This window comes from Pseudomonas sp. RtIB026, assembly GCF_016861355.2.
Classification (GTDB): Bacteria; Pseudomonadota; Gammaproteobacteria; order Pseudomonadales; family Pseudomonadaceae; genus Aquipseudomonas; species Aquipseudomonas peradeniyensis.
The window spans coordinates 4,095,720-4,109,601 of the sequence record NZ_AP023348.2; the positions used below are offsets into that span (position 1 = coordinate 4,095,720).

Consider the following 13,882-nt stretch of genomic DNA (forward strand, 5'->3'; position numbering starts at 1 on the left):
CACTTGATCAGGAATCTCGATCAGTGCGTAGGTCCGCACTGGCCTGGTTTACGAGCCATGTGGCTACCGTACGCGCAGTTTGCATACTGCTAGGCTCTGAAACCACCTCTGTCAGTTCGTCCCCAGCCCCCAAGTAGAGCGTTATCAAATCATCTAAAACCGTTCCTGTATCAACCGCACGATCCTCAATCATTCGATCATGCATTTTGGAAAACCAGTCAGCCACACCAGTTGTCCCAATCGCAAGCGGGTCAATGTACTTAGCCAAGTACCAGTCCTCCGACACAAAATGGAAGTATGCCCCAACGACAAAACCTGTACCTGCGGCCACAGCGCTGGACATGGCACCGAGGGTACGGTCGGTTTTTTGCCATGGGAGAACGTGCGACTTCGAGATCACATTACTTTCAATCAACTTTTTCTCAAGTACTGCAATCTTATTTAACCTGACCCTCTCCTCAAGATGATGCGACAATTTATTTGCCGACAGGATACCGAAACCTACAGTTGCTAAGGCTATCTGTTTCCTGACTTCATTCTTACCTTCTGGATCCTGAAAATTGATAGGGTCCCCATGACAATACGCATAAGCATTGATCCCACCCACACCAAACGGACTCAACCGATCAGGCGAGTTGAACCGCATCAACAATGGATTGAAGGTCCGATGCCCGTTGCCCAAGTGATAATGGCCGGTCAGCGAGTCGTGGGGCTGGCCGCAATAAGCCAACAGCGCACCACGCTTATCGGAAACGGCCCCATACGGCATGTAAGCCCTGGGCAAGCTGGAGCCTCCCAGCACCGATCGCTGCTGATCGATCATGGCCAAACGGCTGAAGGTCATCGCACAACCTTTCGCAGAAAGATATTGGGCCCGACGCTATCATCACCGCGCCGCACGCATAACTGACAAAAATGCCAGGCCCACTACCACCGTTTGGGCAAGTTCATCGGTTATGGATGCCCCCGCCCCGATTCACCGCTACAATGCCCGCCTTACCGTGACAGCCCGAACCTATAACGACATGTCCCTTCCAAAGCACCACCTGGAACTGCTCAGCCCTGCCCGTGACGTGAGCATCGCCCGCGAGGCGATCCTGCATGGCGCCGACGCCATCTACATCGGCGGCCCGAGCTTCGGCGCGCGCCACAACGCCTGCAACGAAGTCAGCGATATCGCCGAACTGGTGGAGTTCGCCCGGCACTATCATGCCCGCGTCTTCACCACCATCAACACCATCCTCCACGACAACGAGCTGGAGCCTGCCCGCAAGCTGATCCACCAGCTGTACGACGCCGGTGTCGATGCGCTGATCGTGCAGGACCTGGGGGTGATGGAGCTGGATATCCCGCCGATCGAGCTGCACGCCAGCACCCAGACCGACATCCGTACCCTGGAGCGGGCCAGGTTCCTCGACCAGGCTGGCTTCTCCCAGCTGGTGCTGGCCCGCGAGCTGAACCTGCAACAGATCCGCAGCATTGCCGCCGAGACCGACGCAGCCATCGAATTCTTCATCCATGGTGCGCTGTGCGTGGCCTTCTCCGGCCAGTGCAACATCTCCCACGCCCAGACCGGTCGCAGCGCCAACCGTGGCGACTGCTCCCAGGCCTGCCGCCTGCCCTACACCCTCAAGGACGACCAGGGCCGCGTGGTGGCCTTCGAGAAGCACCTGCTGTCGATGAAGGACAACAACCAGACCGCCAACCTGCGCGACCTGGTCGATGCCGGCGTGCGCTCGTTCAAGATCGAGGGCCGCTACAAGGACGTGGGCTATGTGAAGAACATCACCGCCCACTACCGCAAGGAGCTCGACGCCATCCTCGAGGACCGTCCTGAGCTGGCCCGCGCCTCGAGCGGGCGTACCGAGCACTTCTTCGTGCCGGACCCGGACAAGACCTTCCACCGCGGCAGCACTGACTACTTCGTCAGCGATCGCAAGATCGACATCGGCGCCTTCGATTCCCCCACCTTCACCGGCCTGCCGGTAGGCGTGGTCGAGAAGGTCGGCAAGCGCGACCTGCTGGTGGCCACCGATGTCCCGCTGACCAACGGCGACGGCCTCAATGTGCTGGTCAAGCGCGAGGTCGTGGGTTTCCGCGCCAACATCGCCGAGCTGAAAAGCGAGTCCGAGGAAGACGGCCAGAAACGCTACCGCTACCGCGTCGAGCCCAACGAGATGCCCGAGGGCCTGTACAAGCTGCGCCCCAACCACCCGCTGTCGCGCAACCTCGACCACAACTGGCAGCAGGCGCTGCAGCGCACCTCCGCCGAGCGTCGGGTCGGTGTCGAGTGGCATGCGGTACTGCGCGAACAGCGCCTGATGCTCACCCTCAGCAGTGAAGAGGGTGTCAGTGTGCAAGTGGCCCTCGACGGGCCGTTCGGTGCCGCCAACAAGCCACAGCAGGCCCTGGACCAACTGCACGACCTGCTTGGTCAGCTGGGGACCACGATGTACCACGCCACGGCCATCGAGCTCGATGCACCACAGGCTTACTTCATCCCCAACTCGCAGCTCAAGGCCCTGCGCCGCGAAGCCATCGAGGCGCTGACCGCAGCACGGATCCAGGCGCACCCACGGGGCGGACGCAAGGCCGAGACCACGCCACCGCCGGTGTACCCCGAGTCGCACCTGTCGTTCCTGGCCAACGTCTACAACCAGAAGGCCCGCGACTTCTACCACCGCCACGGCGTGCAGCTGATCGACGCCGCCTACGAGGCCCATGAGGAGCACGGCGAAGTGCCGGTGATGATCACCAAGCACTGCCTGCGCTTCTCCTTCAACCTGTGCCCCAAGCAGGCCAAGGGCGTAACCGGCGTGCGCACCAAGGTGGCGCCGATGCAGCTGATCCAGGGCGATGAAGTGCTGACCCTGAAGTTCGACTGCAAGCCTTGCGAGATGCACGTGATCGGCAAGATGAAGAGCCACATCATCGACCTGCCGACCCCGGGCAGCGCGGTGGCCCAGGTAGTCGGGCACATCAGCCCGGAAGACCTGCTCAAGACCATCCCGCGCGCGCCGCACTGAAAGACGACCCGCCGTCGCTCCACAGGATTTCACCGGCGGCGGGTCTAGACTGAACAGGGGGCTGCCACACGTGGAGGTGTGAGATGAGCCAGTTCAAGCGATTGTTGGTCATGCTCGGCCCGCAGATGCGCCACACGCCTGCCCTGCAGCGCGCCGCGGCGCTGGCCGAATCCAGCGGGGCCCTGCTGGACCTCAATGTCTTCGTCGACGATGTCGACACTTTCGGCCTGATGAGCGACAGCCGCGAGCGCGAACGCCTGCTCGAGGACAACCGCCAGTGGTTGGCCGACGAGGCCGAACAGCTGCGCACGGCCGGCCTGGATGTCTCCACCGAACTGCTGCTGACCCGCGATCCATCGAGCAGCGTGCTGGAGCAGATCGAGCGCCTGGGCTGCGACCTGCTGGTCAAGGACGTGCAGCACGAACCCATCCTCAAGCGCCTGCTGGTCACGCCGCTGGACTGGCAACTGCTCAAGGACAGCCCGGTGGCGGTGCACCTGGTCAGCGACATCCGCCTGCCCCTGCCCCGACAGATCGCCGCAGCGGTCGACCTCAACAGCCATGGCAGCGGCGAGCATCTGGACGACCAGGTGATCCGCAGCGCCCACGCCCTGGCCCTGCAGTGCAATGCCGAGCTGCACCTGTTGCACGTGTGTGATGCGACCAGGACCCATATCGCCGACTTCGGCGCCGGCACCGTGACCATGCCCGGGTTCGACACCAGCGTGCGCACGGCCCAGCGCACGGCATTCAACCGCTTGGGCGACCACTACCAGATTGACCTGGAGCGTCGTCACTTCCTCGAAGGCCCGGCGGTCAAGGCGATCACCCAGTACATCGCCGCCCACCGGGTGGATGTGATCGTCATGGGCAACCACCGGCACGATGCCTTGCAGGCGTTTCTCGGCGGCACCACGGCGCATGTGCTGGAGCACCCGCTGTGCAATGTGCTGGCGATCAAGGCGGTGCGTTGAGGCAGCATCGCGGGGCAAGCCCGCTCCCACGCTGCGGGAGCGGGTTTGTTCGGTTCAGAACCCTTTGCTATAGAACAGCGAGTACGACTCGATCCCATCGTTAGGCTGCTTCAGCCCAGCGTTGGAATAGTGCATCGCACGGATGCCGACCTTCTGCTCCGCCGGCAGTTTCAGGCCAAAACCGATCCGGTCCTCGAAGTTCACCGACGAGCCCAGGCGCTGGTCGCCCACGTCGGTCTTGGAGAATGCCGCCAGGCCGATACCGGCCTCGATGAACGGGGTGTAAGTGAAACCACTGAACTCATAGACGAACACCGGGCTGAACGACAGCGAGTGAGCGCCGCTGGCCTCGCCGCCTTCCCAGTAGGTGTAGGCCGCGTCCCAGTAACCGGTCAGGTGGCCGGTGCTGCTTTCCAGCCATTTCTTGTCCCAGTCGAACGACATCCCGATACGGTAGGTCATGTCGCCCTGGCCAGTGGCGCCGACGGCACCGGACACCTGGGCGGCCTGGGCCAGGTTGGCGCCGGCGAATGCCAGCACAGCGGCAGCCAACGTAGTGGCGAGACGGGTCTTCATCAAATGACTTCTCCTGATGGTCTTCACGGGCAGGCGCGCGACCTGGCGCGTGCCTGCGGGCAAGTGGGGGCTGCGCCCCTCGTTGTGCACCAGCGCCCCGGCACATCCAACCGGGTTACAAGTGGTAATACTTCCTCGATTATTGTCCGAATGCTCTGAAAGTGAAAAGTGATTTGCCACTATTGGCTAAGGACACTGCGTTCCATTCAAGGGTTCATTCGTCTTGGTGTTCGCCGCGAAGGCTCCTGCGCCTATGAGATCGAGCGCCGCCCGCGCGGCGCATCGCGGCACAAGGCCGCTCCTACATCTGTTTCGGGCCAGTGAGTCCTGTAAGGGTACCGCTGCCCGCTTTGGCGCATGTCTTGAGCCATGTGGAGCGGCGGTAGCGACCACGCTGAAACCGCGTCGTACCAACAGAGCGGACCAGGTAATGGCACAGGAGAAATGGGCCCGAAACAAATGTGGGAGCAACTGTCTTGCTCAATTTTTAGAATCTGGCGCGATCCCTGTGGGAGCGGGTTTACCCGCGAAGCAGGCGACGCGGTGCCTGGCACCGGCTGCGCCGGTGTTCGCGGCTGAAGCCGCTCCCAAAGCGACCGCGCGGCCCTCAAGCCACGCGCTATGCCTGTGTGAGCGGCCTTGTGCCGCGCGGGCGGCGCTCGATCTCACAGGCGCTGCCAGCCTGACGGCGGACACGTGGTAGCCCTCACTCGGTCTATCGCCTGGCGCCCAAAAGACCTTGAAAGGGCTGGCCCTCAGCGCCAGTTCAGATCAACCCGCGCCGGCGCCTTGCCATCCACCGTCACCTGCTGTTGCACGGTACGGCCATCGGCATTGCCGATCACCCGATAGTGCCCCGCAGGCAACTGCACGAAGATCAGCGGCCCGACGTCCTGCAGCGCCAGCACCGATTGCCCCTGGGCCGACTGGATATCCAGCGCGGCACCGCTCTGGAACTTGCCGTCCGGGCCGGTCGAGAGGGTGATGTGCAAGTCATAGCCGGGCGTGCGGCGCAGGGCATTGGCCTCGTCCTGGCCGATGCCGCCCTGCAGGTAACGGATGCCGTTCTGTTCCTGGGGCTGCAGCTGCACGCCTTGCGAATCGATGGGCGCGTTCAGGTCGGCGGCCGCCGCCAATGTCCAGGGCATGGCCAAGGCCAGCAACAGCGCCGCGCACAGGCCGTAATGATGGGTACACATGGTGCATTCCTCCCGCTTGGGGATGGTCTACACAATTTGGAGGATTTTCCGAGGCTGGGGTTCGCATCCCGGCGCACCGTTAGTCCGTCAGGGCGTAGGCAGCTCTCGACGCTCTTCCAGCAGCTTGATGAACATGCTCAGGCTGCGCGACACCGTGCCCCGCCGCCACACCAGCCAGGTCTTCAGGTAGCGGAAGTCCTCGGCCATCGGCCAGGCACTGACCGTGCTGCACCCCGGCATGTTGTCGAGCATGCTGCGCGGCATCATCGCCAGGCCCGCGCCGGCACTGACGCAGGCCAGCATGCCGTGGTACGACTCCATCTCGTGGATCTTGCCCGGCACCGCCTGGTCATGGACGAACCAGCTCTCGAAATGGTGGCGATACGAGCAGTTGGCACGAAACGCGTAGATGCTCGAACCGTTCACATCACGGGCACGGGTGACCGGTGGGTGGTTGAGCGGCGCGATGACCATCATCTCTTCTTCGAACACCGGCATGCCCTCGAGCGTCGGGTGCAGCACCGGGCCATCGACGAAGGCCGCCACCAGGCGCCCGGACAGCACGCCTTCGAGCATGGTCCCCGACGGGCCGGTGGACAGGTCCAGGTCAACCTTGGGGTAGCGCTGGTTGTACGCCGCCAGCAAGGCCGGGATGCGCACCGCCGCCGTGCTTTCCAGCGAACCCAGGGCGAAGGTGCCCTGAGGATCCTCGCCCGCCACGGTCAGCCGCGCCTCATGCACCAGGTCGAGGATGCGCCGGGTGTACTCGAGGAAGTTCCAGCCCGCCGGCGACAGGCGCAAGCGGCTTTTCTCGCGGATGAACAGCTCGACGCCCAGGTCCTCCTCCAGCTGCTTGATGCGGGTGGTCAGGTTCGACGGCACCCGATGGATCTGCTGGGCGGCGGCGCTGATGCTGCCGTGCTCGGCCACGGCCTTGAACATCTCGAGTTGCACCAGGTCCACGGTCATTCTCCAAACGTGAATGTTTCGCTCATTATTATTCAGTTTTCATTAAAGCACGCTACCCCTAGTCTGGGCTGACCCGATCAAAACAATGAGAGTCCTGCCATGAGCGAGATCAGCAGCCTGACCCACGCCATTTCCGTCGACCCCTACAGCGGCGAACGGATCGGCCACTACGCCTTCGACACCGACGCCGCACTGGACGCGGCGCTGCAACGCGCCAAGGCGGGCTACAACCAGTGGCGCAAAGTATCGCTGGGTCAGCGCAGCGAGTATCTGGTCGCGCTTGGGCAAGCCCTGCAGGCCAACGCCGAGGCCTTCGCCCAGATGATCGCCCGCGAGATCGGCAAACCGATCAGCCAGGCCCGCGGCGAAGTCAACAAGTGTGTCGGCCTGTGCCAGTGGTACGCCGAACACGGCCCGGCCATGCTGGCGCCGGAGCCGACCCAGGTCGAAAAGGCCCGCATCGAATACCGCCCGCTGGGCCCGATCCTCGCCGTGATGCCGTGGAACTTCCCGGTCTGGCAGGTGCTGCGCGGCGCGGTACCGGCGCTGCTGGCGGGCAACACCTACGTGCTCAAGCACGCGCCCAACGTGATGGGCAGCGCCTACCTGCTGGCCGATCTGTTCAAGCGCGCCGGCCTGCCTGAAGGCGTGTTCGAGGTGCTCAACGTCACCCCCGAAGGCGTCACCCGCGCCATCAACGATCCGCGCATCGCCGCCATCACTCTTACCGGCAGCGTGCGCGCCGGCATGGCCATTGGCGCGCAGGCCGGCGCCGCACTGAAGAAGTGCGTGCTCGAACTGGGCGGTTCCGACCCGTTCATCGTGCTGGCCGACGCCGACCTCGATGCCGCGGTCAAGGCCGCCGTGATCGGCCGTTACCAGAACACCGGGCAGGTCTGCGCCGCCGCCAAGCGCCTGATCGTCGAGCAAAGCATCGTCGAAGCGTTCACCGAGAAGTTCGTCGCGGCCACCCGCGCGCTGACCATCGGCAACCCACTGGACGACGCCACCTACATCGGCCCGATGGCCCGCTACGACCTGCGCGACGAACTCGACGGCCAGGTCCAGGCAACCCTGGCCGAGGGCGCCACCCTGCTGCTGGGCGGCAGCAAGATCGAAGGCGTGGGCAACTTCTACGCGCCTACCGTGTTCGCCAACGTCACCCCGGACATGACCGCCTTCAAGCAAGAGCTGTTCGGCCCGGTGGCGGCGATCATCAGCGCCCGCGATGCAGACCACGCGGTGGAGCTGGCCAACGACAGTGAATTCGGCCTGGCCGCAACGATCTACACCGCCGACTATGCCTTGGCCGAGCGCATGACCGCGGCTTTGGACACCGGTGGCGTGTTCATCAACGGTTACTGCGCCTCTGACCCTCGCGTGGCGTTCGGCGGTGTGAAGAAGAGCGGGTTCGGCCGTGAGCTGTCGCACTTCGGCGTGCGCGAGTTCACCAACGCCCAGACGGTGTGGCTGGATCGCAACTGATCCTCTGCCTCAAACCCTGCGCGCCCCCTGTGTAGGAGCGGCCTTGTGCCGCGAACGGGGCGCGTAGCGCCCCCAGGGCCTGCGCCACAAGACAGATCGCCGGGGCCGCTCTGCGGCCCGTTCGCGGCACAAGGCCGCTCCTACACAGGAAGTTCGGCAACTGCCGGAAACCGCCCAAGCAGACCTTTCGTAATCAGTTTCCCCGACCACGCCTGAGCGTCTCGCTCGGCAGTTCGCGGAACAGCTGGCGGTAGCTTTCGGAAAACCGCCCCAGATGCCAGAACGACCAGCGCATAGCCACCTCGGCCACGGTCGCGTCGCCTGCCAGCAAGTCGCGCCGCGCGCCGTTCAGCCGCCGCAGGCGCAACCAGTGTGCCGGCGGCAGGTTGGTGAAGCCCTTGAAGGCTTGCTGCAACTGACGCACGGAAACCCCGGCGACCTTGGCCAGCTCCACCAGGTTGAGGGTCTCGTCGGGGCAGTCGGCGGCCCATTCGCTGACCCGGCGCATGATCGCCCGCTCCTCGTCGCGCCGTCCGAGCGCCTCGCCCTGCAGACGCTGCCCAGCGTTGTCGAGGATAAACAGGCAGTCCTCCAGCAACTGCTCGGCCAACGCCCTGCCCTCCAGCGGGCAATCGGCCTGGCCCAGCCGGGTCAGGGTGGCGCTCAGCCAGTTGCCGAACAGGGCATTCTGCTGGCAGGTCAGCGGCACCATGAACAGGCCGCGCAGACGCTCCAGGTCAAGGCCATGGCTGGCCAGGAACGGCTGCTCGAACACCACCGCCACTTCCTGGTAGTTCTCCGGGGTGATCCAGATGTTGCGGCTGTCTTCGTTGAGCAGGTAGAGGCTGTTCTCGCTACGGTCGAAGCAGAACGCCAGGGCACCGCTGGGGGCGCGGAAGAACTGCTCGACCCGGGTGTTCAGGCGCTCCTCGTACACCTCGACGCCGTCGAGCCCCAGCCAGCGCAGCTGGCCGTTGAAATGCCCGGGGGACATCTGCCGGTACTGCTGCTGCCAGCCCGGGGTGGCGCGGGTCTGTTCGGTCACGTCGGTGGTGCGGATGTCCTGGACCTGCAAGGCGGTTGGCGTTGTCACGCGCTGTCCTAGTTGCACTCTTTTGGTGCATTGATTGCCGAAGAAAGTGGATAGATCGCCCGGGGGGGCAGCGACCAAGATAGTCCTCAGCGTCACCTGTGGGAAGTGCCCTGCGGCGATGAACGCCTTGCGTCCCACCACAACTACCCAACCAAGAGGTTTGTATGAACGCCCCCTTCGATCAGCTGTCCACCTGGCTGAAAGAACACCGGATCACCGAAGTCGAATGCGTGATCAGCGACCTGACCGGCATCGCCCGCGGCAAGATCGCCCCGACCGCCAAGTTCCTCCACGAGCGCGGCATGCGCCTGCCCGAGAGCGTGCTGCTGCAGACCGTCACCGGCGACTACGTCGATGACGACATCTACTACAGCCTGCTCGACGCCGCCGACATCGACATGGTCTGCCGCCCCGACCCCACGGCGGTGTACCAGATCCCCTGGGCCATCGAACCGACCGCGATCGTCATCCACGATACCTTCGACAAGCAGGGCAACCCCATCGAGCTGTCGCCGCGCAACGTGCTGAAGAAGGTCCTGAAACTCTACGCCGACAAGGGCTGGCAACCGATCGTCGCGCCGGAGATGGAGTTCTACCTCACCCAGCGCTGCGAAGACCCGGACCTGCCGTTGCAGGTGCCGCTGGGCCGCTCTGGGCGCGCCGAGAGTGGCCGCCAGTCGTTCTCCATCGATGCCGCCAACGAATTCGACCCGCTGTTCGAGGACGTCTACGACTGGTGCGAGATCCAGGGCCTGGACCTGGATACGCTGATCCACGAGGACGGCCCGGCGCAGATGGAGATCAACTTCCGTCATGGCGACGCCCTGGACCTGGCCGACCAGATCACCGTGTTCAAGCGCACGATGCGCGAGGCGGCGCTCAAGCACAACGTCACCGCCACCTTCATGGCCAAGCCGATCACCGACGAACCAGGCAGCGCCATGCACCTGCACCAGAGCGTGGTCGACATCGCCACCGGCAAGCCGATCTTCGCCAATGACGACGGCAGCATGAGCGAACTGTTCCTGCACCATATCGGCGGCCTGCAGAAGTACATCCCCAAGCTGCTGCCGATGTTCGCGCCGAACGTCAACTCGTTCCGCCGCTTCCTGCCCGACACCTCGGCGCCGGTGAACGTCGAATGGGGCGAGGAGAACCGCACCGCCGGGCTGCGCGTGCCAACGTCCAGCCCCGAAGCGATGCGCGTGGAGAACCGCCTGCCGGGTGCCGACGCCAACCCCTACCTGGCCATCGCCGCGAGCCTGTTGTGCGGTTACATCGGCATGGTCGAAAAACTGGAGCCCAGCGCCCCGGTGCAGGGCCGTGCCTACGAGCGACGCAACCTGCGCCTGCCGATCACCATCGAGGACGCACTGCAGCACATGGAAGACTGCGAGAAGGTCCAGCAGTACCTGGGGCAGCAGTTCGTCCAGGGCTACGTCGCGGTCAAGCGCGCCGAGCATGAGAACTTCAAGCGGGTGATCAGCTCGTGGGAGCGGGAGTTCCTGCTGCTGAGCGTTTAAGCCCCCTCGGGGGCGCTTTGCGCCCCTTTCGCGGCACAAGGCCGCTCCTACAGGGGCTGCGCGCGTTCAGTAGGAGCGGCTTTGTGCCGCGAATGGGCTGCGCAGCAGCCCCTACACCACCGAATTCGAAGAACAAGACCAACGAGGTGTCGACATGCGTCATCCGCAAGCTTTGATCCCCGCAACCTTCGCCCTGCTGTTCGGCGCCGCCGTCCAGGCCCAGCCGACGGTCAGCGTGTACAACTGGACCGACTACATCGGTGACACCACCCTGGCTGATTTCCAGGCCAGCAGCGGGATCAAGGTGGTCTATGACGTGTTCGACTCCAACGAGACCCTGGAGGGCAAGCTGCTGGCCGGGCGCACCGGCTACGACGTGGTCGTGCCCTCCAACCATTTCCTCGCGCGCCAGGCCCAGGCCGGCGCGTTCCTGCCGCTGGACCGCAGCAAGCTGCCGAACTGGCAGCACCTGGACCCGCAACTGCTCAAGCAGCTGGAGCAGAACGATCCGGGCAACCAGTACGCCGTGCCGTACCTCTGGGGCACCAACGGCATCGGTTACAACGTCGACAAGGTCAAGGCGGTGCTGGGCATCGATCGGATCGACTCCTGGGCGGTGCTGTTCGAAGCCGAGAACCTGAAGAAGCTCAAGCAATGCGGCGTGGCGTTCATGGACTCGCCGGACGAACTGTTCCCGGCCATGCTCAACTACCTGGGCATGAACCCGCGCAGCGAGAAGGCCGACGACTACCGCAAGGCCGAGGCCCGCCTGCTGGAACTGCGCCCGTACATCACCTACTTCCACTCCTCCAAGTACGTCTCGGACCTGGCCAACGGCGACGTCTGCATCGCTTTCGGCTATTCCGGCGACGTGCTGCAGGCCGCCCACCGCGCCGAGGAGGCCGGCAATGGCGTCAAGGTCGCCTACAGCATTCCCAAGGAAGGCAGCAACCTGTGGTTCGACCTGCTGGCCATCCCCAAGGACGCCAAGAACCCCGAGCAGGCCCTGGCCTTCATCAACTACCTGCTCGACCCCAAGGTGATCGCCAAGGTCAGCGCCACGGTCGGCTACGCCAACGCCAACCCGGATGCCAAGGCCGACATGGACCCGGCGCTGGTGAACAACCCCGAGATCTACCCGCCCCAGGACGTGCTGGACAACCTGTATGTCTCGACCATGCAGAGCCCCGGGATCCTGCGGCAGATGACCCGCTCCTGGAGCAAGATCAAGTCCAACCGCTGAGCCGAGCCCGCCCATGCCACAGATGAACGAACACACCGCCTCCTACTACGCCGCCTCGGCGCGCCTGGCGGCCACCTACCCTGCGCTCGACCAGGACCTGCAGGCCGATGTCTGCGTTGTCGGCGGCGGCCTGACCGGGGTCAACGCCGCCCTCGAACTGGCTGAGCGCGGCCTCTCGGTGATCCTGCTGGAAGCCCGCCGCATCGGCTGGGGCGCCAGCGGGCGCAACGGCGGCCAGCTGATCCGCGGCATCGGCCATGACGTGTCCGGTTTCGCCCGTCACGTCGGCCAGGACGGCGTGCGCTACCTCAAGCAGGCCGGCATCGATTCGGTCGCGCTGGTGGCCCGGCGCATCGAACAGTACGGTATCGAATGCGACCTGCGCTGGGGCTTCTGCGAGCTGGCCAACACCCCCGCCCAGTTCGCCGCCTTCGAAGACGAGCAGCGCGACCTGGCCGAGCTGGGCTATCGCCACGAGACCCGCCTGGTCAACCCCGAACGCATGCGCGAGATCGTCGCCAGCGACCTGTACGCCGGCGGCCTGGTGGACATGGGCTCGGGCCACCTGCACCCGCTCGACCTGGTCCAGGGGGAGGCGCGCGCCGCCCACGGCCTGGGTGTGCGGATCTTCGAGCACAGCCCGGTGATGCGTATCGAACATGGCAGTACGGTGACCCTGCATACCGCCCGGGGCCGGGTGCGCGCCCAGAGCCTGATCCTGGGCTGCAACGCTCATCTCGACGCGCTGGAGCCGCGCCTGAGCGGCAAGGTCCTGCCGGCCGGCAGCTATGTGGTGGCCACCGAACCCTTGCCCGAGGCCCTGGCGCGCACGCTGATCCCGCAGAACATGGCACTGTGCGACCAGAAGGTGGGGCTGGACTACTACCGCCTGACCGCCGACCGCCGCCTGCTGTTCGGCGGCGCCTGCCACTATTCCGGGCGCGACCCGAAGGACATCGGCGCCTACATGCGGCCCAAAGTGCTAAAGGTGTTCCCGCAACTGGCCGAGGTGCGCCTGGACTACCAGTGGGGCGGCATGATCGGCATCACCGCCAACCGTTTCCCCCAGGTCGGCCGCCTCGGCCAGCACCCTAACGTTTACTATGCCCAGGGTTACTCTGGGCATGGACTTAACGTCACCCACTGGACCGCGAAGCTGCTCGCCGAGGCCATCGCCACCGAGCACAGCCAGGGCTTCGATGTGTTCAGCGCGGTGCCGCACCTGACCTTCCCCGGCGGCAAGGCATTGCGCTCGCCGCTGCTGGCGCTGGGCATGCTGTGGTACCGGTTGCGCGAGGCGCTGGGCTGACAACCCTGCTTCAGAGGATGGCCTGCAGCCCCTTGTCGGCAATGATGTTCAGTAGCTTCAAGGCAGGCCCGGCCGGGCGTGTTTCGCCCTGTTCCCACTTGCGCACCGTCGATGCACTGGTGTGCAGGTGGAGGGCGAATACCGGCTGGCTGAAGTTCAGCGCTTCGCGCAGGTGGCGGATGTCCTGGGCGCTGAATGCCCGCACCGGGGCCGGGCAGATCGCCTCGAAGTCGCGCAACGTGACCTTGCCGACGGCACCTGCCTGCTCGAGGGCCGAGAGGTCGGCACGCAGTGATTCAATGAGTTTGCTGGTCACAGTGGACCTCCAGAATAAACATACCCGTGGAGGGCATACCTTCACAGTGTCAGAGCCCCATCGATAGTCAGCGTATTCCGGCAATACAGTAGGAAACGGCAACCGTCGCCATCCGAACACTGGCCTTCGGCCAACCACCTGCTAGCGTTGTTCTGGCCACTTCCCTCAT

General features: G+C 64.6%; 12 protein-coding genes. 6 read left to right on the forward strand and 6 right to left on the reverse strand.

Annotated features, from left to right (window positions below; genetic code table 11):
- Positions 1-7 precede the first annotated feature (7 nt).
- Positions 8-844 (reverse strand): RHS repeat-associated core domain-containing protein, encoded by an 837-nt coding sequence (locus PRtIB026_RS18195; protein WP_203652410.1) that lies wholly within the window; start codon positions 842-844, stop codon positions 8-10.
- A 181-nt stretch (positions 845-1,025) separates the two neighbouring features.
- Here PRtIB026_RS18195 and PRtIB026_RS18200 point away from each other — a divergent pair, with 181 nt between their 5' ends.
- On the forward strand, positions 1,026-3,026 hold the full coding sequence (locus PRtIB026_RS18200; RefSeq protein WP_203652409.1) for a peptidase U32 family protein: 2,001 nt from the start codon (positions 1,026-1,028) through the stop codon (positions 3,024-3,026).
- 83 nt (positions 3,027-3,109) lie between these two features.
- Positions 3,110-4,000 carry a universal stress protein gene (locus tag PRtIB026_RS18205; protein WP_203652408.1) on the forward strand — a complete coding sequence of 297 codons (891 nt, stop codon included), beginning with the start codon at positions 3,110-3,112 and terminating at the stop codon, positions 3,998-4,000.
- A 54-nt stretch (positions 4,001-4,054) separates the two neighbouring features.
- Here the strand turns inward: PRtIB026_RS18205 and PRtIB026_RS18210 are convergent, their stop codons facing one another.
- From PRtIB026_RS18210 to ptrR, 3 genes are all read right to left on the reverse strand, one after another.
- Entirely contained in the window at positions 4,055-4,576 is a 522-nt protein-coding gene (locus PRtIB026_RS18210) for an acyloxyacyl hydrolase (protein WP_203652407.1), read from the reverse strand.
- Between the two features lie 755 nt (positions 4,577-5,331).
- On the reverse strand, positions 5,332-5,775 hold the full coding sequence (locus PRtIB026_RS18215) for a carboxypeptidase regulatory-like domain-containing protein (RefSeq protein ID WP_203652406.1): 444 nt from the start codon (positions 5,773-5,775) through the stop codon (positions 5,332-5,334).
- Positions 5,776-5,862: 87 nt separating this feature from the next.
- Complete coding sequence (gene ptrR / locus PRtIB026_RS18220) at positions 5,863-6,738, reverse strand: putrescine utilization regulator PtrR (RefSeq protein WP_186733201.1); 876 nt, start codon at positions 6,736-6,738, stop codon at positions 5,863-5,865.
- A 105-nt stretch (positions 6,739-6,843) separates the two neighbouring features.
- On the opposite strand from ptrR, the gene PRtIB026_RS18225 reads away from it, so the two are divergent.
- Positions 6,844-8,229 carry an aldehyde dehydrogenase family protein gene (locus PRtIB026_RS18225; protein WP_203652405.1) on the forward strand — a complete coding sequence of 462 codons (1,386 nt, stop codon included), beginning with the start codon at positions 6,844-6,846 and terminating at the stop codon, positions 8,227-8,229.
- Between the two features lie 193 nt (positions 8,230-8,422).
- Here the strand turns inward: PRtIB026_RS18225 and PRtIB026_RS18230 are convergent, their stop codons facing one another.
- Positions 8,423-9,322 (reverse strand): helix-turn-helix domain-containing protein, encoded by a 900-nt coding sequence (locus PRtIB026_RS18230; protein ID WP_050705595.1) that lies wholly within the window; start codon positions 9,320-9,322, stop codon positions 8,423-8,425.
- Positions 9,323-9,486: 164 nt separating this feature from the next.
- Here PRtIB026_RS18230 and PRtIB026_RS18235 point away from each other — a divergent pair, with 164 nt between their 5' ends.
- The 3 genes from PRtIB026_RS18235 to PRtIB026_RS18245 all read left to right on the forward strand — a co-directional run bounded on the left by PRtIB026_RS18235 (position 9,487) and on the right by PRtIB026_RS18245 (position 13,397).
- Positions 9,487-10,845: a glutamine synthetase family protein gene (locus PRtIB026_RS18235; RefSeq protein ID WP_028689491.1), complete on the forward strand. Its 1,359-nt coding sequence runs from the start codon at positions 9,487-9,489 to the stop codon at positions 10,843-10,845.
- Between the two features lie 154 nt (positions 10,846-10,999).
- Positions 11,000-12,088 (forward strand): polyamine ABC transporter substrate-binding protein, encoded by a 1,089-nt coding sequence (locus PRtIB026_RS18240; RefSeq protein ID WP_203652404.1) that lies wholly within the window; start codon positions 11,000-11,002, stop codon positions 12,086-12,088.
- Between the two features lie 13 nt (positions 12,089-12,101).
- Entirely contained in the window at positions 12,102-13,397 is a 1,296-nt protein-coding gene (locus PRtIB026_RS18245) for an NAD(P)/FAD-dependent oxidoreductase (protein ID WP_267812635.1), read from the forward strand.
- Positions 13,398-13,407: 10 nt separating this feature from the next.
- Here the strand turns inward: PRtIB026_RS18245 and PRtIB026_RS18250 are convergent, their stop codons facing one another.
- Positions 13,408-13,713, reverse strand: coding sequence for a helix-turn-helix domain-containing protein (locus PRtIB026_RS18250; RefSeq protein ID WP_186714127.1), 306 nt, complete (start codon positions 13,711-13,713; stop codon positions 13,408-13,410).
- Positions 13,714-13,882 lie beyond the last annotated feature (169 nt).